The sequence below is a fragment of the Anaerobacillus sp. QJM3NY_32 genome, from assembly GCF_056173645.1.
In genome coordinates this window covers 706,470-732,137 of the sequence record NZ_CM149684.1, presented here as the reverse complement: position 1 = coordinate 732,137, position 25,668 = coordinate 706,470, and the positions used below count along the sequence as shown (strand labels likewise).

Annotated in this window: 26 protein-coding genes, 1 rRNA gene and 2 riboswitches; of the genes, 12 read left to right on the top strand and 15 right to left on the bottom strand. The window is 41.4% G+C overall.

Translation table 11 applies throughout. The features are described from left to right. Nucleotides 1-113: 113 nt before the first annotated feature. The 6 genes from AC0VYH_RS04000 to AC0VYH_RS03975 all read right to left on the bottom strand — a co-directional run bounded on the left by AC0VYH_RS04000 (nt 114) and on the right by AC0VYH_RS03975 (nt 6,408). Nucleotides 114-1,665, bottom strand: a 16S ribosomal RNA gene (locus AC0VYH_RS04000). A 318-nt stretch (nt 1,666-1,983) separates the two neighbouring features. After that, a complete protein-coding gene (locus tag AC0VYH_RS03995; protein ID WP_430246665.1) occupies nt 1,984-3,303 on the bottom strand; it encodes a TrkH family potassium uptake protein in 1,320 nt (439 codons plus the stop codon). A 271-nt stretch (nt 3,304-3,574) separates the two neighbouring features. Further along, a complete protein-coding gene (locus tag AC0VYH_RS03990; RefSeq protein ID WP_475366602.1) occupies nt 3,575-3,916 on the bottom strand; it encodes a CHY zinc finger protein in 342 nt (113 codons plus the stop codon). 73 nt (nt 3,917-3,989) lie between these two features. Continuing rightward, a complete protein-coding gene (locus tag AC0VYH_RS03985; protein WP_475366601.1) occupies nt 3,990-4,295 on the bottom strand; it encodes a hypothetical protein in 306 nt (101 codons plus the stop codon). A gap of 275 nt (nt 4,296-4,570) precedes the next feature. Then, the gene (locus AC0VYH_RS03980) at nt 4,571-5,074 is read right to left on the bottom strand and encodes a DoxX family protein (protein ID WP_475366600.1); all 504 of its coding nucleotides are present in this window, start codon (nt 5,072-5,074) and stop codon (nt 4,571-4,573) included. A gap of 161 nt (nt 5,075-5,235) precedes the next feature. After that, complete coding sequence (locus AC0VYH_RS03975) at nt 5,236-6,408, bottom strand: MFS transporter (protein ID WP_475366599.1); 1,173 nt, start codon at nt 6,406-6,408, stop codon at nt 5,236-5,238. Nucleotides 6,409-6,670: 262 nt separating this feature from the next. On the opposite strand from AC0VYH_RS03975, the gene AC0VYH_RS03970 reads away from it, so the two are divergent. Then, nucleotides 6,671-7,744: an ATP-binding protein gene (locus AC0VYH_RS03970; protein ID WP_475366598.1), complete on the top strand. Its 1,074-nt coding sequence runs from the start codon at nt 6,671-6,673 to the stop codon at nt 7,742-7,744. Nucleotides 7,745-7,752: 8 nt separating this feature from the next. Here the strand turns inward: AC0VYH_RS03970 and AC0VYH_RS03965 are convergent, their stop codons facing one another. Next, nucleotides 7,753-8,634: an alpha/beta fold hydrolase gene (locus AC0VYH_RS03965; RefSeq protein WP_430246676.1), complete on the bottom strand. Its 882-nt coding sequence runs from the start codon at nt 8,632-8,634 to the stop codon at nt 7,753-7,755. Nucleotides 8,635-8,745: 111 nt separating this feature from the next. Here AC0VYH_RS03965 and AC0VYH_RS03960 point away from each other — a divergent pair, with 111 nt between their 5' ends. Continuing rightward, the gene (locus AC0VYH_RS03960; RefSeq protein WP_430246678.1) at nt 8,746-9,264 is read left to right on the top strand and encodes a GNAT family N-acetyltransferase; all 519 of its coding nucleotides are present in this window, start codon (nt 8,746-8,748) and stop codon (nt 9,262-9,264) included. A 53-nt stretch (nt 9,265-9,317) separates the two neighbouring features. Here AC0VYH_RS03960 and AC0VYH_RS03955 read toward each other — a convergent pair whose 3' ends face one another. From AC0VYH_RS03955 to AC0VYH_RS03935, 5 genes are all read right to left on the bottom strand, one after another. Then, complete coding sequence (locus AC0VYH_RS03955) at nt 9,318-9,851, bottom strand: acireductone dioxygenase (RefSeq protein ID WP_475366597.1); 534 nt, start codon at nt 9,849-9,851, stop codon at nt 9,318-9,320. Nucleotides 9,852-9,901: 50 nt separating this feature from the next. Continuing rightward, nucleotides 9,902-10,525, bottom strand: coding sequence for a methylthioribulose 1-phosphate dehydratase (locus AC0VYH_RS03950; RefSeq protein ID WP_475366596.1), 624 nt, complete (start codon nt 10,523-10,525; stop codon nt 9,902-9,904). Then, the gene (locus AC0VYH_RS03945; RefSeq protein WP_475366595.1) at nt 10,488-11,186 is read right to left on the bottom strand and encodes a 2-hydroxy-3-keto-5-methylthiopentenyl-1-phosphate phosphatase; all 699 of its coding nucleotides are present in this window, start codon (nt 11,184-11,186) and stop codon (nt 10,488-10,490) included. Before AC0VYH_RS03945 ends, AC0VYH_RS03950 begins: the two co-directional genes overlap by 38 nt. After that, entirely contained in the window at nt 11,183-12,382 is a 1,200-nt protein-coding gene (locus AC0VYH_RS03940; RefSeq protein ID WP_475366594.1) for a 2,3-diketo-5-methylthiopentyl-1-phosphate enolase, read from the bottom strand. Before AC0VYH_RS03940 ends, AC0VYH_RS03945 begins: the two co-directional genes overlap by 4 nt. 94 nt (nt 12,383-12,476) lie before the next feature. Further along, nucleotides 12,477-12,586, bottom strand: a riboswitch (SAM riboswitch). Between the two features lie 83 nt (nt 12,587-12,669). Continuing rightward, entirely contained in the window at nt 12,670-13,842 is a 1,173-nt protein-coding gene (locus AC0VYH_RS03935; RefSeq protein ID WP_475366593.1) for an aminotransferase class I/II-fold pyridoxal phosphate-dependent enzyme, read from the bottom strand. A gap of 108 nt (nt 13,843-13,950) precedes the next feature. On the opposite strand from AC0VYH_RS03935, the gene AC0VYH_RS03930 reads away from it, so the two are divergent. The 6 genes from AC0VYH_RS03930 to AC0VYH_RS03905 all read left to right on the top strand — a co-directional run bounded on the left by AC0VYH_RS03930 (nt 13,951) and on the right by AC0VYH_RS03905 (nt 21,012). Beyond that, nucleotides 13,951-14,733 (top strand): carbon-nitrogen family hydrolase, encoded by a 783-nt coding sequence (locus AC0VYH_RS03930; protein WP_475366592.1) that lies wholly within the window; start codon nt 13,951-13,953, stop codon nt 14,731-14,733. 86 nt (nt 14,734-14,819) lie between these two features. Further along, nucleotides 14,820-14,956, top strand: a riboswitch (SAM riboswitch). A 114-nt stretch (nt 14,957-15,070) separates the two neighbouring features. Further along, a complete protein-coding gene (gene mtnK, locus AC0VYH_RS03925) occupies nt 15,071-16,282 on the top strand; it encodes an S-methyl-5-thioribose kinase (protein ID WP_475366591.1) in 1,212 nt (403 codons plus the stop codon). Beyond that, nucleotides 16,283-17,347, top strand: coding sequence for an S-methyl-5-thioribose-1-phosphate isomerase (gene mtnA, locus AC0VYH_RS03920; protein WP_475366590.1), 1,065 nt, complete (start codon nt 16,283-16,285; stop codon nt 17,345-17,347). Further along, entirely contained in the window at nt 17,344-18,477 is a 1,134-nt protein-coding gene (locus AC0VYH_RS03915; RefSeq protein ID WP_475366589.1) for a sugar ABC transporter substrate-binding protein, read from the top strand. Before mtnA ends, AC0VYH_RS03915 begins: the two co-directional genes overlap by 4 nt. Beyond that, a complete protein-coding gene (locus AC0VYH_RS03910; protein WP_475366588.1) occupies nt 18,474-19,982 on the top strand; it encodes a sugar ABC transporter ATP-binding protein in 1,509 nt (502 codons plus the stop codon). The genes AC0VYH_RS03915 and AC0VYH_RS03910 overlap by 4 nt, the downstream gene beginning before the upstream one ends. Nucleotides 19,983-20,037: 55 nt before the next feature. Beyond that, nucleotides 20,038-21,012 (top strand): ABC transporter permease, encoded by a 975-nt coding sequence (locus AC0VYH_RS03905; protein WP_303533234.1) that lies wholly within the window; start codon nt 20,038-20,040, stop codon nt 21,010-21,012. A gap of 95 nt (nt 21,013-21,107) precedes the next feature. Here the strand turns inward: AC0VYH_RS03905 and AC0VYH_RS03900 are convergent, their stop codons facing one another. Continuing rightward, nucleotides 21,108-21,443, bottom strand: a complete 336-nt coding sequence (locus AC0VYH_RS03900) for a YmaF family protein (protein WP_475366587.1) — start codon at nt 21,441-21,443, stop codon at nt 21,108-21,110. 175 nt (nt 21,444-21,618) lie between these two features. On the opposite strand from AC0VYH_RS03900, the gene AC0VYH_RS03895 reads away from it, so the two are divergent. Both AC0VYH_RS03895 and AC0VYH_RS03890 read left to right on the top strand, forming a co-directional pair. Then, nucleotides 21,619-22,344 carry a glycerophosphodiester phosphodiesterase gene (locus tag AC0VYH_RS03895; RefSeq protein WP_475366586.1) on the top strand — a complete coding sequence of 242 codons (726 nt, stop codon included), beginning with the start codon at nt 21,619-21,621 and terminating at the stop codon, nt 22,342-22,344. A gap of 96 nt (nt 22,345-22,440) precedes the next feature. Beyond that, complete coding sequence (locus AC0VYH_RS03890) at nt 22,441-22,524, top strand: YjcZ family sporulation protein (protein WP_136948306.1); 84 nt, start codon at nt 22,441-22,443, stop codon at nt 22,522-22,524. 90 nt (nt 22,525-22,614) lie between these two features. On the opposite strand, the gene AC0VYH_RS03885 is transcribed toward AC0VYH_RS03890, so the two are convergent. Further along, complete coding sequence (locus AC0VYH_RS03885; RefSeq protein WP_194219949.1) at nt 22,615-23,124, bottom strand: YtxH domain-containing protein; 510 nt, start codon at nt 23,122-23,124, stop codon at nt 22,615-22,617. A 192-nt stretch (nt 23,125-23,316) separates the two neighbouring features. On the opposite strand from AC0VYH_RS03885, the gene queF reads away from it, so the two are divergent. Both queF and AC0VYH_RS03875 read left to right on the top strand, forming a co-directional pair. After that, a complete protein-coding gene (gene queF / locus AC0VYH_RS03880; RefSeq protein ID WP_226615987.1) occupies nt 23,317-23,733 on the top strand; it encodes a preQ(1) synthase in 417 nt (138 codons plus the stop codon). 1 nt (nt 23,734) lies between these two features. After that, a complete protein-coding gene (locus AC0VYH_RS03875) occupies nt 23,735-24,388 on the top strand; it encodes a queuosine precursor transporter (protein WP_430246703.1) in 654 nt (217 codons plus the stop codon). A 20-nt stretch (nt 24,389-24,408) separates the two neighbouring features. Here AC0VYH_RS03875 and AC0VYH_RS03870 read toward each other — a convergent pair whose 3' ends face one another. Next, nucleotides 24,409-25,623 carry a S1C family serine protease gene (locus AC0VYH_RS03870; protein WP_475366585.1) on the bottom strand — a complete coding sequence of 405 codons (1,215 nt, stop codon included), beginning with the start codon at nt 25,621-25,623 and terminating at the stop codon, nt 24,409-24,411. Nucleotides 25,624-25,668: the final 45 nt, after the last annotated feature.

Below are 25,668 nucleotides of genomic sequence, written 5' to 3'. Positions count from 1 at the left end.
CCGCCTAAGCTTCATCACTTCACCTGGTTTGAAAGAATAAATCATTCTTTCAAAACTAAACGAAACGCTCATGTAAGGTTGGTAACGTAAGTTACCTTCGTAATTCTCCATAGAAAGGAGGTGATCCAGCCGCACCTTCCGATACGGCTACCTTGTTACGACTTCACCCCAATCATTTGTCCCACCTTCGGCGGCTGGCTCCATAAAGGTTACCCCACCGACTTCGGGTGTTACAAACTCTCGTGGTGTGACGGGCGGTGTGTACAAGGCCCGGGAACGTATTCACCGCGGCATGCTGATCCGCGATTACTAGCAATTCCGGCTTCATGCAGGCGAGTTGCAGCCTGCAATCCGAACTGAGAACGGCTTTATGGGATTCGCTTCACCTCGCGGTGTTGCTGCCCTTTGTACCGTCCATTGTAGCACGTGTGTAGCCCAGGTCATAAGGGGCATGATGATTTGACGTCATCCCCACCTTCCTCCGGTTTGTCACCGGCAGTCACCTTAGAGTGCCCAACTAAATGCTGGCAACTAAGATCAAGGGTTGCGCTCGTTGCGGGACTTAACCCAACATCTCACGACACGAGCTGACGACAACCATGCACCACCTGTCACTCTGTCCCCCGAAGGGGAACGTCCTGTCTCCAGGATTGTCAGAGGATGTCAAGACCTGGTAAGGTTCTTCGCGTTGCTTCGAATTAAACCACATGCTCCACTGCTTGTGCGGGCCCCCGTCAATTCCTTTGAGTTTCAACCTTGCGGTCGTACTCCCCAGGCGGAGTGCTTAATGTGTTAACTTCAGCACTGAGGGTGGAACCCCCCAACACCTAGCACTCATCGTTTACGGCGTGGACTACCAGGGTATCTAATCCTGTTTGCTCCCCACGCTTTCGCGCCTCAGCGTCAGTTACAGACCAGAGAGCCGCCTTCGCCACTGGTGTTCCTCCACATATCTACGCATTTCACCGCTACACGTGGAATTCCACTCTCCTCTTCTGCACTCAAGTCCTCCAGTTTCCAATGACCCTCCACGGTTGAGCCGTGGGCTTTCACATCAGACTTAAAAGACCGCCTGCGCGCGCTTTACGCCCAATAATTCCGGACAACGCTTGCCACCTACGTATTACCGCGGCTGCTGGCACGTAGTTAGCCGTGGCTTTCTGGTTAGGTACCGTCAAGGTACCGCCCTATTCGAACGGTACTTGTTCTTCCCTAACAACAGAGCTTTACGACCCGAAGGCCTTCGTCACTCACGCGGCGTTGCTCCGTCAGACTTTCGTCCATTGCGGAAGATTCCCTACTGCTGCCTCCCGTAGGAGTCTGGGCCGTGTCTCAGTCCCAGTGTGGCCGATCACCCTCTCAGGTCGGCTACGCATCGTCGCCTTGGTAAGCCATTACCTTACCAACTAGCTAATGCGCCGCGGGCCCATCCTACAGTGTTAGCTCGAAAGCCAACTTTCAACATTGCACCATGCGGTGCGATGTATTACCCGGTATTAGCTCCGGTTTCCCGGAGTTATCCCAGTCTGCAGGGCAGGTTGCCCACGTGTTACTCACCCGTCCGCCGCTAAGATCAGGGAGCAAGCTCCCATCTCTTCGCTCGACTTGCATGTATTAGGCACGCCGCCAGCGTTCGTCCTGAGCCAGGATCAAACTCTCCGATAGAAAGCTTAATCTAGCTTTAAAACAATGTTTTGTTTCCGTAGAAACAACTACTTACATGGCGTTTCGTTCAGTTTTCAAAGATCGATTTAATTCTATTAATCTCGGTGTTATTCTCCCGAGTGACAACTTCTATCTTACCAGCAACATTCATATAAGTCAATGTCTTTTTTTAAAACATTTTTGTATGTAATTTGTATGTAAGATGTTGTTTGTTTTTCGAAGTGACAAGAAACATCTTACCATGTGATAACAATGGCGTCAACCATTTATGGGAATTAATTTTCATCCCCCCTTCCTCATCAATGGAAGGGGGCAGTTTTATCCTGTAAGTACTTCTTCTTCAGGGTATCTTATTTTAGAAGTCTTCTTAGAAGCAAAGATGAAGGCAAGCGTCAGGGGACCAAGTTTACCAACCATCATGATGACAATAATTGTTACTTTTCCTATTCCATCTAGGCTGCCTGTTAATCCCATTGAAAGTCCTACTGTTCCAAATGCGGATACAACTTCAAATAAATTAACTAAAAAAGGAGATTCCTGCGTTAGTTCAAGAATAAAAACTCCGAGTATAACAACCCCTGTTGAAATCACAGTTATTGCAAGAGCTTTAATAATGATAGAGAAAGCGAGCGTTTTATGAAAAATGGTTACTTCGTTTTTACCTTTTAAAAAGGTATTAACTGAAAGGAGCATAGCGATGAAGGTAGTAAGCTTAATTCCACCTCCAGTAGAAGCACTTCCAGCCCCTATGAACATAAGACATATAATAAAAAAGAGAGAAGCTTCTTCCATACTACCGATATCTACCGTATTAAAACCTGCTGTTCGAGGAGTTACAGCCTGAAATAATGCAGCCCATCCTTTTCCTGGACCATTTAGTTGCCCAATTGTAGAAGTGTTATTCCACTCGAGCGTGATAATCACGATAAAAGCAAGTGCATTTATGATGATACTCCCTATTACCATCAATTTCGTATGAAGGGCCCATTCACGAAAATGCTTCTTATTCTTAAGATCGATTAAAACCGTGAAGCCAATTCCACCTAAGATAAACAAGAGAGTAATAACAATATTGATAACCGGATCTCCAACATATGAAGAAAGACTGTCTGACCAAATCGAGAAGCCAGCATTATTATAAGCTGAAATAGAATGGAAAATTGCTGCGTAAATTCCGCTTCCTACTCCGTATTCAGGTATCCACCTCGCCGAAAGAATAATGGCTCCAATCATTTCTATTATGATCGAAAATAAAAGTAGACTTCGAACGAGCTTAACAATGCCTCCCATTCCTTTTTGATTTAATGCCTGAGTAATTAAGAGCCTTTGAGAAACCCCGATTTTTTTCCCTATTAATAGAAAGATCACAACTGCAAATGACATAATGCCAAGCCCGCCAATTTGAATGAGTAACATGATAACAAGCTGACCAAAAATAGTATACACACTGCCCGTATCCACTACTACTAGACCAGTAACAGTGATAGCAGATATTGCCGTAAACCAGGCATCTAGCCAGCTAATTGACGTTGTGGTTGCCTGTGGTAGCTTTAGAAGAAACGTTCCGATCGTACTAACAAATAGAAATAGAAGCAACAAAGCTCTAGGCGGATGAAGTAAAACCTTTTTGTATTTCAAGACATACCCCTCTTTCTTCTTTAAGAACAGCCACGCAAACCCCTCGAAATATACTTTCCACATCAAAAGCGTTAAAACGATTCATTTATATAGAAGTAAACAAAAAGAAAAAACACAGGAAATCTGTGTTTGACACGAAGATATAACCCATTAAAGTTCTTTTTATACCAAAGCCTGATGTTATTTTTATCCCTATGCTTTCGACACAATAAAGGATTTCTCAATAGGATTGAAATAATAATACATCCAGACTACCCACAAGTAAAGAAAATCATTTAGCGTCGATCTGCTCAAAGTAAAGATGTTGGTGAAGCTTACAACCATCATTAAAGAGAGACTGACAGTATGGACAAATTGAGTTTGAAGAAATGTACTGTTGTATCGTTAGTTCTGACTTGCAATTCCCACAAAGTACAGCTTTTTCATCAACTTCGTGTTTGGGCCACTTTATAACAGAATGATCCGTTGTTTCTTCATGACAATAGATACATGGATAATATGTACCACAACATTTGAATTTAATCGCAATAATATCCCGTTTACTATAGTAATGTTGGCATCTAGTTTCATCATCTACAACTTTACCTTTTATAACAATCTCTTCAGATCCCATTTTATATCCCTCTCTAATTCCATCTTCTATTACGTATCATTCTATCATTATCTTCCATTGTCTAGAAAAATGATTAATTAACTGATAGATCATTTTTAATCACATGGTCGGTCATGCAAATTTTGCAAAAAGAAAAACCTTTTTTGTCTCTGACATTCGCAGTCATTTGTATAAGTTCATCAAGATTACCTGAACAAATCTTTTCAACTTTCGTTCGCACACCCGCGTCTTTTTGTCGCCATAACGTTCGACATGTGGCGATATGAATTTTATTATAATCAGGATCGCTCCCTTTAAAATGATTAAATACATATCCTTCCGGATTAGCACGATACCAGTTTAAATAACGTTCTTCATTTTCTTTGAAAATACCGATCATAGTCTAGCCTCCCACTTATTTATCACTAGACCATTTTCGTCGTGACACTCGCTCCCCCTCTTTACAATTTATTACAGATACCAGTCATTTTTTAACTAAATGTAATTTATTTTCTGAAGAAGGCTTTTTACTAATCGGGTAACAAATAAAGTTCGTAATATTCGACATACCAAGAGTGAGATTAGTATCAATTTTTCATCTAACCTTCTTAATAATAGTTTGATTCCTACTTATAGAAATTTAAAAGGCTCCGCTTTTATGCGGAACCTTTCGCTTTAGTGATGGAATATGGGCTTACTTTGGTGTGTTTTAATATTCTTCTTTAAATAAGGAACAATCCAACGATCAAGCCCGAACTTAGCTGCATTGTAACCAGCAATGAGCAATAATATTCCAAGAATGACCATCATTGGATTTGTACTGGTTGTGCCACTAAACAGGAAGGCAAAATTCATGATTACTCCCATAAGAGCGGCAAGTGTTGTAAATGTTCCAAGTAGTAATCCGAGACCAACAAAGAATTCGCCCCAAGGAATTAAAACATTAAAGAAATCGACATTTGGAATTGCTGCGCCTTCTAAGAATGTAGCCCACCACCCTAGAACTGCAGGATGCTCACCACTAGCGTTGGCTACTGCCCCCTGTAAGAAGCCATTTGCATCAAAACCATTAGTGATTTTTGTCCAACCAGATGTCACCCATTGATAACCAAGATATATCCGAATAAAAAAGAGTATACCAGCTGCTGCTTTATTTTCTCTTAGAAAATGAACAAACATCTCTCTCACTCCCCACTATTTATTCTTAACACACCTTTAATGTAAGGGAGCTTCTAAAAACATTATGTGAATTACATCACTATTAATCTAACTGTTTTATATAGTTACGATTCGGGTATGAAATAACTGGATAATTCAAATAGGACAGAATCTCTTCTATCCTATGCATAACTTTCGTCTCTTTTGGATTTTCTCTTATCGATTACACGATAGAAAAGTAATGCAAGACAACCAATTAAGGTCACGTACCCCATCACACTGTACAAAGTAGCACCAGAAGTTTCTTCAAAAATCATTCCTCCAAGCAATGAACCTAGTATGCCAGACAAACCAAAAAACACCGAAATAAATAACAAATGGCCTGTCGCCTGTAAATGCTCTGGAACTAATTTGGTCACGTATTGAAAGGCCGCAACGTAAAATACACCAAACGTTACGCCGTGAAAAACTTGAAGAAGTATCGCTGCTTGAGGTCCTCCAACGTAAGCTAACCCTATCCATCTGACAGCATAGATCAAACCTGCTATTAAGATAAAGACCACTTCATTAAAACGCCTAAACCAAAAATGACTTGTCGCAAATATGAGAGCTTCACTAGCAACTGCAACGAACCAGGCTAGTCCTATTTGAGATTCATTTCCACCAAGATCCGTGATATAAATCCCTATGAAACTGTCATTTGCTCGATGCGGAATGGTTAAAAACATGATCGTAATCAAAAAGAGTAGGAAGCGAGGATTCTTTCCAATCCGTATGGCATCCCATACAGTAACAGGTTTATTATGTGTTTCGACATCTGATACTCTCATAGCTGTAAAAAAAGCAAGCAAAATCATGAGCATAAAAGGAACCAAAATAAAAGCTATACCAAAAAAAGCAAAAAACTGACCAACTACTAAAGTTGAAACTGCAAAACCAATTGAGCCCCAGGTTCGAATACTTCCAAAGTTTCTATTCACGCTAGCTGCTGTTTTAACAGCTAGACTATCACCAAGAGCCCCTGTTGGGGACATAAAAACATAGAACGCCGCAGCGGAGATGAGAATAAACACATAGTTATGGTTCGTTAGAAGAAAAATGCTAATGATGGCAACGCCAACTAACGTTACGAGTAGAACCTTTTTAATTGTTCCGAATTTATCGCTTATGTAACCCCAAAACGGTTGAGCCATTATGGCTGCAAGTGGTCCGATCGCTAGGATAGATCCAATTTTACTCTCAGACATACCACTTTGTTGAAAATATACTGGCATATAGCTAATGATGATTGTATTTGCTCCATGAAAAAAGAACAAGAACAGACTAAGGAAAAAGACAGAGTCTCTTTTGGTCATCTTTTAAGCCGTCCTCCCTTGCTAAATGTGATGCGCTCAAAATACTTCTTCTAACTCTATAGTAAGTACAATTGAATTGCAATGCGCTTTCATTGGGATTGGTTCCATTATTATTACTATATTCTCCTACCTTATCAACCACTTCGAACGCCAAAAATTTCCAATCTATTACAAATATCGATCATAATTTGAAGGGGATACGCATATCTTGTAGAAATATCCAATTAGTACTAAGTTAAAATGCTGATTATGGGGGATTTCTATGAAAAATGGAAGCGAGCTACAAGAGGCGAATTTAGATATTATTTTTCACCATATTTCAGATCTTATTTTCCAAATTCGTGTGATCGATGTTCACCATTATGAAATCGAAGCTGTAAATGAAGCTTATCTAGCAAGTTATGAGACTTCCAAAGAAGCCATATCTGGGCGGAGAATCGAAGACTTTCTAGGGGTTGACCAAGGAATACAAGCGATTAAAAGATTCCAAGAAGCCATGATTCGTAAGAAAACCATTCAATTTGAAGAAGGTTATTCTTTCCCAAAACAGGGCTACAAGCTATTTGATATTACACTAGTGCCACTTGTAGAAGAGGGGAATGTTTCGAGGATCATTGGAATTGCGAAAGATATTACCGAGAAAAGAATGAATGAAGAGCACCTTGCTCAATCCGAAAAGCTATCGATTGTTGGACAACTTGCAGCTGGGATCGCACACGAGCTTCGAAACCCGCTCACTTCTTTAAAGGGTTTCTTAAAATTAATACAGTTCAAAAACTCTGATCAAGACATTGATCGCTATGCCCAGGTGATGGATTCAGAATTTCATCGGATCGAACAGATTATCGATGAATTTCTTATTCTTGCAAAACCAACAAAAATTAATTTTAACTATAATCGAATCGATCTCATATTAGATGAAGTCATTGAATTGCTAAGTGGCCAGGCTAATATGAAAGCAATCATTCTAACAAAAGAGTACCACTCTTCTCTCCCAGAGATTTATTGTGAAAGTAATCAATTAAAACAAGTTTTTATTAATTTGATAAAAAATGCGATGGATGCTATCGGTGAAGAGGGAGAAATTACAATCTCAGCCCGAGAATGTAACGATAAATTACAAATTAGAATCATTGATAATGGTAGCGGAATCACAGATGAAGAGCTTGAGAAACTCGGCTCTCCGTTTTTCACTACCAAAAAGAACGGGACTGGACTTGGGCTTACGATATGCAAACGTATAGTAAAAAAACATAAAGGGAACTTAACTATCGAAAGTAATAAGGGGAAGGGCACGATCATTACGCTCACTTTTCCAAAGGGGGTTGGCAATTAACCCCCCTGTTATTCAGGGCCTTGCGTATGGCCCTTTTGCTTTGTTTGCTCCTTTAACCATCTCTCTACCATATATAAAGCTTCTTTAGGTTTTTGCCAATGTAGAACATGACCTGTCTGTGGAATAGCGTCAATTCTACATTCACCTTTCACTTCATTCCGCATCACGTTTGCTGCATGCTTTCTATTAGTTTCATCTGCTACAGGAAGTGTTGCCCTTAGGAGATAGATAGGAACATTTACCATATGAAAAATTTCTTTGCATGGTTCTTGATAGAGGGACTTCATAATCGCTCTTACTGTACTACCACTAGCCCTTAAGGCTACGCCATTTTTCCTTTCCTCCATATCCCTATGTACCATTTGCTCTAAATACTTGCTCCACCTTCCGATTTCCATTTTCTTCTTTTGTTCATATTCTTCCAATTTTCTGTAATGATTTTCTACCACCCATTGAGACATTTGTTCAAGAAGTTCTTCAAGCGTTAGTGACGGATCATCAGAAGAATGAAGATAACCGCCATCAATCATCACGATACCTTTTACCATTTTAGAGAATTGACTACTATAATGAAGTGCCAGGGCAGCTCCCCACGAATGCCCAATGAGCCAGACTGGTACGTCACTTAATGATGTACAAACCTTATGAAGCCACTCTGTTAGAAGTTCAAAAGAATAACTCTTATCTTCATTAAATGGAGGCGTCTCACCATGGCCTGGTAGATCAATCGAGATTAAATGAAAGTAATCCTTAAGACCTTCTGCCATCTCACTAAAACCAAGTGCATTGTTCGTTAAACCGTGAAGAAGAATGACAGTTGGCTGACTCCTATCTCCCCATTCAAAACCATGAACATAACTGCCATCTATTTCTATTATGATTTTTTTCATTTCACTTTTCCTTTAAACTATGACTTACTTCATATATTCGACTAGCAGGATTCATTCCCTCTCTCTCGAAATGAGTCTGATAGGAAAATCAAATTGAGATGGAGGTAATCAATGGAAATCAGAAAAGCGGTCGTAGATGATGCTTTAGCGATAGCAAATGTTCATGTAAACAGCTGGAGAACGACTTACCGTGCGCTTATCTCAGAAGACTATTTGAATTCATTAGACGTTCAAATACGCGAGGCTCGTTGGCGGAAAGGAATTGAAAATGGAAGTATTATCCTTGTGGCAGTCGAAGAAGGGGAAATAATAGGATTTGCGAATGGCGGAAAAAACAGATCAGCTGCTTACAAATTCGATGGAGAACTTTATGCGATATACCTTCTTGAAGAAGCACAGGGAAAGGGAGTTGGCAAACAACTTCTGTGCTCGGTAGCTAAACATCTTAGAAGCGAATCTTATCAGTCTATGCTTGTTTGGGTACTGAATGGAAACCCAGCTTCTCAATTCTACGAAAGTTTTCATCCACTTCAAATTGCCGTGGAAGAAACAGAAATTGCAGGTAAGACATTTAAAGAAACCGGCTTTGGTTGGAACGACCTGAATGAATTAATTGGATTTTGTAGCTAAAGGGATTGAAGCAAAATCAAAAATGATGGCCGTGACTGCTCACGGCCCTTTTTTCACTTCACACTTTCTTTTTCTTCATATGGATGGGCTACCCATCCTGATGGATCGATGAAAAGGCGTACGGCTACAACTTGCCGATCATCCATTAATGTAAAGAAGTGTGGTGTATCAACCGGTACAGAAATCACGTCACCCGGATCGAGCTCAACATCAAAATACCCCACGCTACCTTTAATGATAAAAATCCCATGTCCCGCCGTTATCGCTCTTACTTCGTCCTCAGTATGCACATGAACCTGTTCAAATTTTTTCAGAATCTTATCAAGATCAGGCGTTTGTTCAGAAAGTGCCACCACATCCCAGTTTCCATATCCATTTCGCTGAGCTAGAGAACGAATGTCATCATCAAATACACTCAGAATTTCATTTTTCTGTTCCTCTGTAACATGACAATTCCCCTTAAGAAACGTCGGTAGCTTCTCAACATCCCAATGTTCATATAACACTCCTTCATTCTGAAGAAATGCCCCTACTCGATCTTGACCTTCAATAACTTCATTTGTATTTCGTATTTTAATTACTGCCATTAATGCTTCCTCCTCTTTTGTTAAGCTAATGAAACTTTGTTGATTACTGATTAACTTACAATTGCTTGAAAGCTTCGTAATTTAAGATGATATTCAAAAAGGAATTCAAATGCTTCCAGATATTTTTTTGCTTCAAAACCATTACGTCCCCATACTGTAATCCCATGATTTCGCATCAAAATGGCTTTCGTGTCATTCTTAAGCACGTGCACCACATCATGAGCTAGTAGAGAAAGATCAGCTGAATTCTCGATAATCGGTACTGTCACTTTGTCATTCTGTCCCCATAAACCAAAAGCTTTAACTAACTCCAGTCCTTGAAACGTAACTTCTCCTTCTCCCGCAAAAAGTTCAGATATAACATTATTTTCAACTGTATGCACGTGTAAGCAACAGCCTGCATCTGTCTTTGAATAGATCGCCTGATGAATAATGGTCTCTGCTGATGGTTTCAATAGAGTCTCTTCAATTGGCTGCCCTTGTCTATCCACTAGAATGAAATCTTCTTTTGTTCGTTTTCTTTTATCCTTTCCACTAGCCGTTACTAAAAATTGAAGCGGCGAATCACTTACCTTAATTGAAAGATTTCCACTTGTTCCACGGAACCAATCTCTTGCTGCTAATTCATCTTTAATATCAGCAAGTTCGTTCCATCGATTCTCCACTTGGCACATGATTCTTCCCCCTTTCTTCAGTTAACTTTTCGACGATATCATCAAACGTTTCAAATAAAACGGCTGGAATGCCAAGTTCTTGACACTTCTCCGCTAAAAAATCTCTAGCAAACACAAAATCTGCTTGCTTTGAAGCTTCTAAATCGGTAATAGAATCTCCAATCACAATTTTTCGGTTAGCCTTTTTATCAAAACGATTTAATATACCTGGCTTGCAACAACCGCAATCTTTCGTACAATCGTCTCCACAGGCATACGGCCAAGTTATTGAGATGGTATCAGTAGTAAAATCACTGCCATTACAGAAGATATTTTCTTCTGGAATACCGTATGGCTTAAGAAGAGGATAAATAAAGAAATCGATCCCTCCACTGACGATATAGAGCTCGATCCCTTCTTGCCTCGTGTAGTCTACGAATTCGCTAAAACCCTGTCTGATTTCAGTTGTAGCTACTAAATAATCGAGTAATTCCTGTTTCAATTTGGAAGGGATTAAGTGAAACATCCTTCCGACCCCTTCACGAATGGAAATATTTTGAGCGAGCACATCATCTTTTATTTGCTCCCACTCTTTCGGAGCAAACCGTTTCATCAAAGAAACGATATTATCACTTTTCGTAATGGTGCCATCAAAATCGCAAAAAATAATCGGCTGCTTCATCGCACTACCTCCCCGCTCCCCCACTTTGTAAGAGCCTGATGAAGTTCCTCACTATTTTGAGAGGCCTGTTCAAGAGGTTGCTCTGTTAAAACAGCTTGAATGGCATCTCGGAAAGCTTTTCCGCCTGCAGCTGCTCCATCGGGATGCCCGTGCACGCCACCTCCCGCATTAATCACACTGTCTATACCGAAATCTTTTATAAGAAGCGGTACTAGTCCAGGATGAATGCCCGCTGAAGGAACAGGGAATGTTCTTTTCAGCTTATTATTTCTCGTTAAGGCTTCTGCTGTTGCGAGCGCCTCTCTTCGATCAAGCGCTACACTCCCATAAGGCGAAGGGAAAAGGGAAAAGTCTGCCCCAGCAGTTCGAAGCAACTTTCCAAGTAATAGGGAGTAACTTACCCCATGTGTGCTTGAGGCAGCCATTGCACCAGAGAATGCAGGGTGTGCCATGATTGGAACCGGAATATCCGAGTCCTCTGAAAGTGATTGCAATGCATCTAGTCCATATGTAAAAACATTAAACAGAAGCGCATCTGCTCCTAATTCCACAGCAAGCTTTGCTCGATCACTGAGGTTTGCCGTTCTTCCTGTTAAATTCACTGCGTAACGCGTTCGCTTTCCTGTCAATTCAGCCGTTTCATCCAGCATTTTTCGTAAGGCGGGTACTCGCTTTTCAAGAGGGGTTAACTCATTTTCAAAAAGGATTTCATCGTCCTTCACAAAATCGACTCGACCAAGCGCCTGCTGTTTCATTTGTTCCTGCAATTCGCCTAACGATTTTCCAATAACTCCTTTGAAAATACTCATAACGAGCGGTCGATCGTATACTTCTGTAAGATTTCGAATACCGTCTATTCCATATGCTGGACCTGGGAATTGATTTAGTAACCCTGCAGAGAACTCTAAATCAACCAGCTTAATTTCACCATCAAGTGAAAGCTTACCGATGACTGTTGTTAAAATCGCAGGTAGATCCGCACTGAAATTGATGGTGGGGTAAGCAATCGCGATGATGCCCTTTTCCCCTTTTTCCTCTACGTGAACGACTTCACCCTTATGCTTCTTTAACTGCTTTTTTTCTAATAACGGTAGATTGGTCCAAGTCCCAATCGTTAATCCAAGGGCGATCGCTTCAGCGCGCTTAGATAATTGTTGGTCATTCTTAACAAGGTAAGTTGCCACAAGATGACTCATCATGCTCATTCCTTTCCATCGCGCTAGTCCTCAATCTTTGATCATACAAAAAAGACCCCTTCACGAGGAAGAGGTCGTTATCACCATGCTCTTCCTCTTATCTTCCAGCTTTTGCTGCGAGAATTAGCACCGTGTCTTCAAGTAACCTTGAAAATCGGTTGCCGGGCTTCAAAGGGCTCGTCCCTCCACCTCTCTGGATAAGAGTATGCAACTATTCGTTTAAGTAATTGATTCGAATTATGCCAGACGTAGGAAATCCTGTCAATCTATTTTTTTACTTTTCTGAATCAAAAGAGATTAAGAGAATTAATTCGTTCAACTGCCTCCCTGAGTTTCTCTTCGGAAGTTAATAAGCCTACTCTCACATAGCCTTCCCCATACTCTCCAAAGCCGTTCCCAGGCGCAACTACAATTTGAACATTCTCAAGCAAGTAGTCCGCAAATCCCTCTGAAGTAAATGATTCAGGTACTTTTAACCAGGCAAAAAATGACCCCGCAGGAGAGGTTACATCCCAGCCAATATCGTGAAGCCCCTGTATCAATACATTCCGTCTAGATTCGTACGTTTGGCGAAGGTTCTCAACACATTCCTGTGAACCTAGTAAAGCTTCTGCAGCTGCTTCTTGCACTGCACTAAACAAACTAACGTAGAAATGATCCTGAAGCAGGTTGATGCTTTCCACTACAGATGGGTTTCCGACAGCGAACCCAACACGCCATCCTGCCATATTATACGTTTTGGAAAGAGTATAAATCTCAATTCCCACATCTTTAGCACCTTCTGTTTCCAAAAAGCTTTTAGGACGTTCTCCATCGAATCCGATCGCTCCATAAGCAAAATCATGAACGACACAGATGTCATTGGCATCCGCAAACCTAACCGTTTCATCAAAAAAGCTTTTCGTTGCTATAGCAGCGGTAGGATTGTTTGGATAATTTAAAAACATGAGCTTTGCTTTTGCAAGAGCACTCTCTGGGATCGCGCTATAATCAGGCAGAAAATCATTTTGTTCAAGTAACGGCATCATTTGCATATCCGCTTCAGCCATCGCAACTCCAGACCAATAATCAGGATAGCCAGGATCTGGCACGAGCGCCACGTCACTTTTATTTAACAAACATTGACTGACTTCTACAAGGCCAGCTTTTCCACCAAAGAGGACGGCTACCTCTTTCTCCGGATCAAGCTCAACACCAAACTCTCGCTTATAGAATTCAGCCGCGGCTTGTTTCAGAAAAGGCTGCCCCCTAAATGGCGGATACTTGTGGTATGCAGGGTTTTCAGCTGCCTGCTGCAAAGACTCGATAATATGTGCAGGCGTCGGCTGGTCAGGATTTCCTTGGCCAAGGTTAATAATGTCATATCCCGCCTCTACATAACGGTTCACTTTTCCAGCAAGCTTCGCAAAAAATTGTTCTGGTAAACGTTTAAGTGCATCTGAAGTTTGAAATTGTTTCAAATGGAATCACATCCTGTTAAAATTTTCGAGAAATTCTAATAAGTTATGTTATCTTGGATACACAACCATGTAAAGGTCAATTTCTAAACATGTAAGGAGGACAAATCAATGAAAAACCTTGCCCTGTTGCAATTTGATATTGCTTTTGGCAATCCAGAAAAGAATTTCTCTAAAGTTGAAGAGCTTGTTTCTAAGGCGGTGAGTGACAAACCAGATATCATCGTTTTACCAGAATTGTGGTCCACAGGTTATGATTTATCTCGTCTTGATGAAATTGGAGATACTGATGCAGAAAAGTCGATTGCTTTTCTATCTCGCCTCGCCAAAAAAAACGACGTAAATATTGTCGGGGGCTCCATCGCTAAGCATCATAACGGCGAAGTAACGAACACCATGCTTGTGTTCAATCGAGATGGGCAGCTCGTTCATGAGTATAGCAAAGCGCACCTGTTTCGTTTAATGAATGAAGAGAAATTCCTCGTTTCTGGAAATGAAAAAAGTCATTTTACACTTGAAGAACTCCCATGTGCCGGGTTCATTTGTTATGATATTCGCTTTCCTGAGTGGCTTCGCCTTCATGCAGTTGAAGGTGCCCAAGTATTGTTCGTACCAGCAGAATGGCCAAAGCAACGCACCGATCATTGGCGAGCATTACTTATCAGTCGCGCGATTGAAAATCAGTGCTACGTGATTGCTTGTAATCGTGTCGGGGAAGATCCTGATAATACGTTTGGAGGACACTCATTGATCATTGATCCGTGGGGAACAATTATCGCAGAAGCAGGAGAAGAAGAGGTTATTTTAACAGGTTCTATTGACGAAGAGGAAATGTCATCAATCCGGAGTCGCATTCCTATCTTTGAAGATCGACGTCCAGATATTTATAAATAATATTCAAAATATTATTGACAAACATGTTCCTTTCTATGTAACATACATTTCAAGCGAAAAAATTGTAAAATAATTTCATAAACTTTCTCTTATCAAGAGCAGGCTGAGGGATTTGGCCCTATGACGCCCAGCAACCGACCTATTTTAAAGTCCAGATGAATCGATGACTTAAATGGCACGGTGCTACTTCCAACAGGATGATATTCATTCTGGAAGATAAGAGGTGTGAAGTATCTCTGTCTTCAAGCCTCTTTCTTCGGAAAGAGGCTTTTTTTATGCCGAAATTCCGATCTTCATGCAATACAACAACCATAAATAGTTGAAAGGGGAATTTTACATGGGTATTCAGATCACTTCAGGGTACACACCGTTTACAAGCGAAACAGTTGTGCAATTTTTAGAGCATCACGAGCTTTTGGATCGCACCGCTCCTGTTCATGTAAAGGAAATTGGCGATGGCAATTTAAATTATGTCTTTCATGTTCAACACAAGAAAACAGGACAATCCTGGATCGTCAAACAAGCCTTGCCTTATGCCAAAGTAGTTGGCGAATCCTGGCCGCTTACACTTGATCGGTCCAGAATTGAAAGCGAGGCGCTCAAGCAAGCTCACTCGCTCGTTCCTGACTTTTCTCCAATCGTTTATTTGCATGACTCTGAAAAAGCCGCAACGGTTATGGAAGATTTATCAACGCACACTATTTTACGCAAAGGACTTATTGAAGGACGTATATATCCTGAACTTGCAAGAAACGTCGGTACCTACCTCGCTCATACGCTCTTTTTCACTTCTGACTACGGTCTTGGTTCGGCAAATAAGAAAGAGCTTGCCAAACGGTTTAGTAATCCAGACTTATGTGGCATAACAGAAACCCTCGTATTTTCAGATCCTTTCTATAATGCCGAAAGCAATGCCTTTACAGAAGAGCTTCGAGCAGATGTTGAATCGCTCTGGGAAGATGACGATTTCCTCACTGAAGTGGCCTCCCTCAAACACTCTTTTTTAACAAAAGGAGAAGCTTTGATACATGGGGACTTACATACAGGTAGCCTGTTTGTTACGGAAAGCTCAACCAAAATAATCGATCCAGAATTTGCTTTCTATGGGCCAGCTGGTTTTGATGTCGGTGCTTTTATCGCCAATATTGCGCTTAGTATCCTGTCGCAGGAGGCCCATAGATCAGAAGAAGAGAAAGAAGGATACCTCGCTTATTTATTTGGCGTCACTACCGAGGTTTGGAACGTATTTGAATCTACTTTCCGATCATTATGGGACGACCATCTCTCAGAAGATAATCGTTATTCGAGAGGATACCTAGACGCTCTTCTACAATCTATTTTTGTCGATAGCATTGGATTTTCCGGCTGTAAAATCATCCGAAGAACGATTGGACTTGCTCATGTAGAAGAGATCGAGACGATCAGTGATCCAAGAGTAAAACTCGCTGTGGAAAAAAAGGCGCTTACCCTTGGAAAAAAACTTATTTTAGACCGAAAAAGCATCACTTCGATTGAACAATACATTAAAGCAATCAAGGAGGTCATTTAAATGACTGTTATCTCATCACTCCAGTGGAAAGGTGATCATCTCTTACTCCTCGATCAACGGCATCTTCCACAACAAGAGATCTACCTTAAGCAAACGGCAATCGAGGATGTCTGGAATAGCATTTCTGCCCTTGTGGTCCGCGGAGCACCAGCCATTGGAATCGCCGCAGCGTATGGTCTTGTTCTTTGGAGTCAGCATGTTCAAACAAACGAAGCAACAGCGTTCAAGACAGCGCTAGTCAACCAAGGAAAATATCTTGCCTCCTCTCGTCCCACTGCAGTTAATCTCTCTTGGGCGATCGATCGCATCATCCGAGCTAGCTTTTCCTTACCAACAGTTCAAAAAATGAAAGAAGCGATTCTGCACGAAGCACTTACTATCCATAAAGAGGATGAACTTGTCTGTCAGCGTATTGGAGAACATGGTCTGAAGCTATTAAATGATGGGGATACCATCCTCACACACTGCAATGCAGGTGGGATCGCAACAGCAAAATACGGGACTGCTCTTGCGCCTCTCCATCTGGCAAAGGAAAACGGTCTCTCCATCTCTGCAATTGCGACGGAAACCAGACCAGTTCTACAGGGTGCTCGATTAACCGCATGGGAGCTTGAGCGTGCTGGTATTGACGTTACGCTTATTACAGACAGTATGGTAGCTCACGTATTAAAAACAAAGAAAATCGCTGCAGTAATTGTTGGTGCTGATCGGATTGCTGCAAATGGTGATACAGCTAATAAGATTGGTACGCTCGGCCTTGCCCATATCGCAAAAGCATACAACGTTCCTTTTTATGTTGCTGCACCCATCTCAACAATTGACTACTCGATCCCTGACGGAGAAGCGATTCCGATTGAGGAGCGAGACACGAAAGAAGTCACGCACTATAAAGGTGAACGTGTTGCAGCTGAAAACATTGGTGTATTTAATCCTGCTTTTGATGTGACGCCAAATGAATTACTTAACGGAATCATTACGGAGCACGGTATCGTTCGAACACCGTCTGCTGAAAACCTTGCTCATCTTGCTTTCCCACACGCTAAAAACACGGAGGTACATTCATGAAACGCTTAGGACTTATTTTATCCATTCTTCTTCTCGTCGTGCTTGCAGCTTGTACGAGTGAGCAAGATGCCGTAAGTGCACCAGAAGCAAGCAATACGGAATCAAGTGAGGCAACTACGAACACGGGTGAAGAAACGTCTAAAGTTTCTTCAGACATTCCAAAAGAAGTTCAAAAACCTATCAAAATAGCAGCGATTATGCAAGCATCCCTCGGTACATTTTCTTCCCAGTACGTAAAAGGAGTTGAAGATCAGGTTGAAAAATTTGGCGGAAGCGTTCAAGTTTATAATGCTGATAATGACCTTTCCAAAATGGCTACACACCTTGATACAGCCATCAACCAAAAAGTCGATGCGATCTTAATTGATCATGGCCGAGCAGATGCACTCGAAGCTGGAGTGAAAAAAGCCGTTGATAAAGGCATACCTGTCGTTGTGTTTGATAGCGATATTAACGTGCCAGGTGTAACAGTTATTGATCAAGATGATTATAGTCTTGCATGGAATACATTAAAAACGCTTGCTCAAGATTTAAATGGTGAAGGAAATATTGTCTATGTGTGGGTAGGAGGATTTGCGCCCATGGAGCGACGAAATGCGATTTATGAGGCCTTCCAGGAGCGCTATCCAGAAATCAATGAAATCGCTAAGTTCGGGACCGCGAGTGCTAATACAGCTCTTGATACCCAAACCCAAATGGAAACTATTCTAAAGCAATATCCAAACAAAGGAGATATTGATGCTGTATTTGCCCCATGGGATGAATTTGCGAAAGGCGCTACTCGTGCCATTGAGCAAGCTGGTCGAGAAGAAATCAAAGTTTATGGCATCGACATGAGTGACGAAGATCTCCAAATGATGCAAAAGGATAATAGCCCATGGCTTTCATCTGCCGCTACTGATCCGGCGGAAGTAGGACGTGTTCAAGTACGTTTTGCTTATCAGAAAATTGCTGGAGAAGAAACGCCTGAGATTTTCTCACTTGATCCGCATCTAGTAAAACAATCTGATTTACCAGACGAAACCATTTCAATGAGTGAATTAGGCAATTACGTCGATGACTGGGGCTCTTCTGACGCAGCTATTTCTCCGTGGATGGAGAAATTAACGCAACAGGATGATAGCAAATGAGTGAGTTATACATTCAAAACATTTCTAAATCATTCGGAAATATCCCTGTATTAAAAAACGTCTCCCTAACGATTCGTTCAGGCGAAGTGCACGCCCTGCTCGGTACGAATGGAGCTGGTAAAAGCACGCTTATGAAAATGGTTTGTGGAGACTATGAACGAGACAGCGGTTCTATTTTACTTAACGGAGAACCTCTACCGATTCATACACCTTCCGATGCAAAAAAAGCTGGCATCGGAATGGTTGTACAAGAAGTCGATACGGCTTTGTTTCCTACCCTATCCGTTTCTGAAAATATTTGGGCTGACTCAATGAATAAATCTCCTTTCAAACGCTATTCTTCTAACAAAGAACGGCAACGAACAAGAGATTTACTTAACTCTCTCGGTATTACTTTAACACCTGATAAACTGGCTTGCGAATGCTCGCTGTCAGAGAAACAAATGATCTTAATTGCTCGAGCAATGGCACAGGAGACGCAATATTTGATCCTGGATGAACCAACTGCTCCACTTAGTGTAGAGGAAACAAAGCTATTATTTCATCTTATTAACAAACTGAAGAAGAAAGGCGTGGGGATGATTTACATTTCTCACCGCATGCCAGAAATAGAAGAAATAAGCGACCGTTTTACGATTTTACGAGACGGCAAAGTTCATCTTTCCGCTGAAACAAAAACTGTTTCAGCGGATGAGATCATTTCCAGTATGGTTGGATCAACCCTTAGAAAAAAAGAACCCCGTCAAACAAAGAGCACGAGTCATGCTTTAATGCGGGCTGAGAATCTCTTTATACCCGAAACTGGAAAAACAGTGAATTTCTTATTGAATCATGGAGAAATCATTGGTGTCGCAGGACTTGTAGGTGCAGGAAAATCGGAAACGGCATTAACCCTCTTTGGAGCAACAAAGCATACAAGAGGATGTGTTCACATTAACAACCAAACATACCGCTTTCGCTCTCCAGCTGACGCGATTAAAGCCGGGATTTGTCTTGTACCAGAAGAGCGAAGAAAATCGGGTATTCTACTCGATTTCTCATTATCAGAAAACCTAACGCTCCCTTCTCTACGGCGTCATTCACTCAGAGGATTCCTTAATCGAAAAAAAGAGGAAAATTATTCATCCAGGCAAATAACTCAGCTCGGCATTAAAGCAGCTTCACCTAAAGAACCGATCCATCATCTCAGTGGGGGAAATCAACAGAAAGCAGCTATCGGAAAATGGTTATACGATGATCAGAAAGTATTTCTCTTTGATGAACCAACAAAAGGCATTGATGTGAAAGCCAAAGCAGAAGTGATAGCTCTAATAAAAGAGCTTGCCGATCAAGGGAAAGGGGTTATATATTTTTCCAGCGAAATCGAAGAGCTTCTTGATCTATCAGATAGAATCCTTGTCATGTACGATGGCGAAATTACTGCCACGCTCACAGGTGAAGAGATGACAGAGGAAGCCATTATGCAAGCAGCTACAGGAGGTAGGAAGATTGAAATCAGCAGCTGAACTCGTACAAACACAAAATCAAAGAGGGATCGCCTCACCATTCAAGGATAAAGTGATCAGCTTTTTCGTCAAATATGGTACGTTACTCGTCATCGTTGGACTTATTCTCATCTTCACTATTCTTAACGATCGCTTTCTTACTTACAGTAACTTTGCGGATATCCTTCGCTCCATTTCAATTGTGACACTCGTTGCACTCGGTGTTACCTTTACATTAATTGTTGGAGGTTTTGACTTATCTGTTGGCTCAACCGTTAGTCTCGCTACTGTTGCGAGCGCATCTGCCTTAGTCTGGTATCGGCAAGAACTTCTCGTCGCTCTACTCATTCCTATTCTGATCGGGGTATTGATTGGCTTAATAAATGCCTTCATAACAATTAAAATAAGAATCCCTGATCTTCTTGCAACGCTAGCCGTTATGTATATCGTGAATGGGATTCAACTAACTTATACGAAAGGTTTTTCCATTTACAACAATATGCCTATGAGTGACGGGACAACCGCCCCAGGCAAATTCATTCCATCTTTTCTTTTTATTGGCCAGGGTGAAATCGCGGGCGTTCCTTTTCCAGCGATTTTTATGATTGTTTGCGTCATTCTCGTTCACCTTTTTCTCACTTATACACGAGCGGGAAGATTACTCTACATGACAGGCAGTAATCGAGAAGCTGCAAGATTATCAGGTGTTGCGGTTCAACGATATCGTACGCTCGCCTACGTACTTAGCGGACTGTTTGCCGGAATTGCTGGAATTGTTCTTGCTTCAAGAATTGGAACTGGTCAGGTTTCTGCCGGTGCACCTTTACTTATGGACGGCGTTGCCGCAGCATTGATTGGTTATTCTGTACTTGGTTCCGGAAAACCAAATGCATTCGGTACGTTCATTGGAGCTGTCTTAATTGGAATTCTATTAAATGGGCTAACAATGTTGAATGTTCCTTATTATGCTCAAGATATTATTAAAGGCACGATTCTGATTGGTGCCCTAGCATTCACGTTTTATCAAAACAAACGAGAAATTAAAATGTAAAAAAAGCGATGCCATGTGCATCGCCTTTTTTAATAACTGCCAATCATGAGGCTTAGGTTTCAATTCATTGAAGGAAAACACCCCATTTAACTGATCTACCAATCCGCTGGAGGATTTCCTATAGGAGGACTCGTTTGACCAGAGAAATAATGCTCATGCTTTTCTTTTGATATCGTTTCACCGCTAAACGTATGATAATGACCACCACCAGGTAATGTAATCGGCGGACTAGATCGAACGCTATAACGGTGTTGGTGACCCTGATCCATTACCGTAATCCCTTCAATACGGTGAACATGTTGATCAAACGAAGTCCCATTTACAGGCAAACTAAAACCTATCATACTTAAATGGTGATGATTGTATCGGTTTTCGATGCTCCCACGAAAATAATGAGAGTGAGCTTCAGGTAAAGCAACTCCTTTAGACACACTATTCTCTCCCTTCCTTATAACAGGCATAACACACCTTTATCATAATCCATTCAAATTGATTCAAACTCTCCTTTAGCATGAACTTGATATATGAAATCAAAGGAAAAATGAATCCATGAGCGAATACATTACATAGATGGATTTCTAAATCCAAATCAGAAAGAGGTGACCTATGGCTTCTTCATTTCAAATTTATGGACACCGCGGTTCATCAGGTACGCACCCTGAGAATACACTCCTTTCATTCCAGGCTGCTCATAGAGCTGGTGCTCACGGAATCGAACTCGACGTTCAATTAACTAAAGATCTTGTCCCTGTTGTTATTCATGATGAACGAGTTGAGCGAACAACGAATGGCATCGGTTTTGTAAAAGACTTTCTTTACGAAGATCTTATCCGATTAGACGCTGGCCAAACATTCTCCAACCGCTTTCAGGGAACGTCGATCCCTTCATTAAAAGACGTGTTGGAATGGGTGTCTTCCACTTCTTTACTCTTAAACATTGAACTGAAGAATGGCGTTTTTCCGTATAATAGTCTAGAAGATCGCGTCCTGGATCTTCTTACTTACTATAAGCTTTGCGACCGAACCATTCTGTCATCCTTCAATCATTATAGTATTCAGAAACTCGCACAAAAAAACGATAAAATTGAAACAGCTGTTCTTTTAATGGAAAAAATCATTGATCCATGGGACTACCTTCAACGCGTTGGAGCTCAAAGTCTTCACATAGAATGGCAGGCAGTGGATGAACATTTAATGAAAAACACCCAGAAGCGCGGAATTCCTGTGCGAGCTTTCACAGTAAATGATCCTCTACAAGTATCCAACCTCCAAAAACTCGGTTGTTCAGCGATATTTACGGACTACCCTGCTTCTGCTATCCAAACGATATAGCCTGCCCACCCAAAAAGGGCTAATGCCTACGTCCACATTTCCACCTCCCAACATACGTTAGTAAAGAAGCGACACATATTGACGGGAGGAACAATCATGAGTGGTTACGGTCAAGGTTTTGCGTTAATCGTTGTTTTGTTTATTCTTTTAATAATCATTGGTGCATCTTACATTTCGTAACTAAATTAAAAAGAAGGCTTCCGCTCTTTATAAGCGGAAGCCTTCTTTGTTAATCCTTCATTAATCTTTTATATGGTGATGTTCGTTCAATTACAAGCTCGTATTCGGATTGGAAGATGTATTTCCAGGTGTACGCGTTTCGCTTCCTGGAATATTTGTTGGCTCATATTGATTTTCACTAGAATCAGATACTTCCTGACCTGCTTCTTTTACTTTACTTCCAATTTCATGCAGGTCTTCTCCAGCTTCTTTCGCTGTTGAAATCACTTCTGTTGAATCTTCTTTTACCTGATTCACCTGATCAACCACTTCATCATTTACTTTTTCATAAAGTGATTGTGCATCATTCATTGCTTCCTTTAGTACTGAAGATGCTGATTGAATACGATCCATCCAGTCGTCCTTCACTTCGCCAGGGTTTTCCTTCACACGCGTATAGAAACCTCTTGAAGAATCTTTTACGTTTCCTGCTGTTGAGCGTACTTTGTTTCGAGTTGTTGAATCAAGCATAGCTACAGCGCCACCTACAATCGCGCCTACCAAAATACCTTTAACAAGCTTTCCGTTCTTTTCTTCGTTTACTGTCGTTGTCGTTTGCATGACGATTCCTCCTATTGTCTTTCTTAGTTTACTTAGCTAGTTTTTTCTTTCCCTTTATGTTAAAAGCTAAACTAAAAAATTTGACATGAACTTCTTTCTTCGCATCAGAATGCTGCTCTGTTATAATAGACAACGTTGTATGACAGCAGTTCGTAACCTTCCTGCTTCATCAAAACTAAAGGAGGAATTAGAATGAATAGCATGGATAAAGCATGGCTACCTTCTTCCGGACCAATGCCTCGCCCGGAAAGCGTAGAACAAGCACGAGAAGTAATAAAAAACGAAGCATTTGATGCACCGAACGTTCAGGAAATCACGTTTAATGCACTCGAATTCACAGCAGTTTGTCCCAAAACAGGACAGCCTGATTTTGGACGAGTTGAAATTTCATATGTACCCGATGAAAAATGCATCGAGTCAAAATCACTGAAATTTTACCTCTGGTCTTACCGTGACGAAGGAAGCTTCTGCGAGACACTAGCTGCCCGCATCGCAGATGATGTTGTCTACGCAATCGACCCTTTGAAAGTTACAATTACAGTTTATCAATCAGCACGAGGCGGTATCGAGCTAAAAACAACAGCTGTTCGTGAGAAAGCAGCATCATAATATGACGAATCAATACATCGACCGTCAACTTGTCCTGTTTAACGTGTTATTTGCGACTTCCATTGTGATCGCAAACGTACTAGCAGGAAAAGTGGTGATGATCGGAAGTTTCGTGATTCCCGCGGCCGTTGTGATGTACGCCTTTTCGTTTCTATTCACAGATATCATTCACGAGAACTACGGGAAAGAAGAAGCAAAACGAACCGTTCAGTATGGATTTATTGCGCAAATTTTTGCTAGTATTATGATTTATCTTGGTATGCTTTTACCTGTAGCACCTTTTGCAACTGATACGCAGGCGGCATACGAAATTCTCCTAGGTCAGAATTATCGATTTGTTCTTGCCAGCCTTGCAGCCTATCTCGTTTCGCAACACGTAGACGTTTATATTTTCTCTGCGATTAAGAAACGTACAGCTGACCGTCATAAGTGGCTTCGGAATAACGTGAGTACACTGACATCTCAGCTACTTGATACAACCATTTTCATCACAATTGCGTTTATCGGAACGGTCCCTAACATATGGATCATGATTCTTTCACAATTTGTGATTAAAATGGCGCTTGCTCTTTTAGATACGCCTGTCTTCTATTTTCTCACAAAAATCAATGGTGCTAAAAAGCCCATTCATAACGAAAACCCTCTGGATGCATGATCCAGAGGGTTTTTTGATATTTAAAGTCCATTCTGATTAGCTAGAGTCATTGAAACAGTCTGTTGTTTTCCGTCACGATAGAACGTTACATCCATTTTATCTCCAACTTTTTTATTGGAATACAAGTACTTACGAAGTGCGGCTGAATCCTTTACTTCCGTATCATCAAGCTTAACGACGACATCTCTTTCTTTCAACCCTGCGTCTGAAGCTGGAGAATTAGGAGCAATGCCCATTAGAACTACTCCGCTCTCTACACCTTCAGGTAAATTAAGCGTACCAGTCCAATATTGCGTTGGAACTTCAGCTAACGAGGCAGGTGTAACTCCCATTACTGGACGCTTTACTTCACCTGTCATTTCAAGCTGCTCAATGATCGGTTGCGCATCGTCAATCGGAATCGCAAATCCGATGCCTTCAACTGTTTCTTCTGCAATTTTGGATGAGTTAATACCAATTAATTGACCTTTAATATTAATTAATGCACCACCACTGTTACCGGGATTAATCGATGCATCAGTTTGAATAACATCCGCCTCATAATCAGGCTGTCCATTCTGGTCAAGATCAACAGGAATCGTACGACTTGGGTTACTAATAATTCCCTGCGTCACAGATCCTTGAAGGAAGCCTAATGGATTCCCAACCGCAATAGCAGGTTCCCCTGTTTGTAGACTAGAAGAAGAACCAAGTTCGGCAACTGCTTCAACATCCTTCGCATCAATTTCTAACACAGCTAAGTCCATTAACGCATCCGTACCAAGTACCTTCGCCTCTGCTTTTTTCTCATTGCTTAACGTTACATCTACTGAAGACGCACCTTCAACTACGTGGTTATTCGTCACTACATAGGCTTTTCCGCCCTCATTCTTGTAAATAACACCAGACCCTGATGCAGCAGCCTGTCCCGATTGACCGGATGGATCTTCTAAAGAAAATCCACTCCCCTGGTTTTGATAGCTTGTAATACTTACGACAGCGTCCTGTGCTTTTTGAACAGCCGTTGTTATATCAGATGAGACATTGTATGCTACATTGGAAGTTTCAACACCTCCACTTGCAGTAGTGGTTACCGCCGCTTGATTTGTTGAAGACTGTTCTACATTCGAGACGAGCGGCGCCGCAACAAGCATAACGGATGCTCCGACAATTGCGCCGAACGTACTCGGTAAAAACCAATTCATCCCTCTTTTTGTCTGTTTCGCTCTTGATTGATTATCGTCATAGTAACCCATTCCCCGGTCACCCTTTCTCCCTTTTGATTTGTTTATAGTTCTATT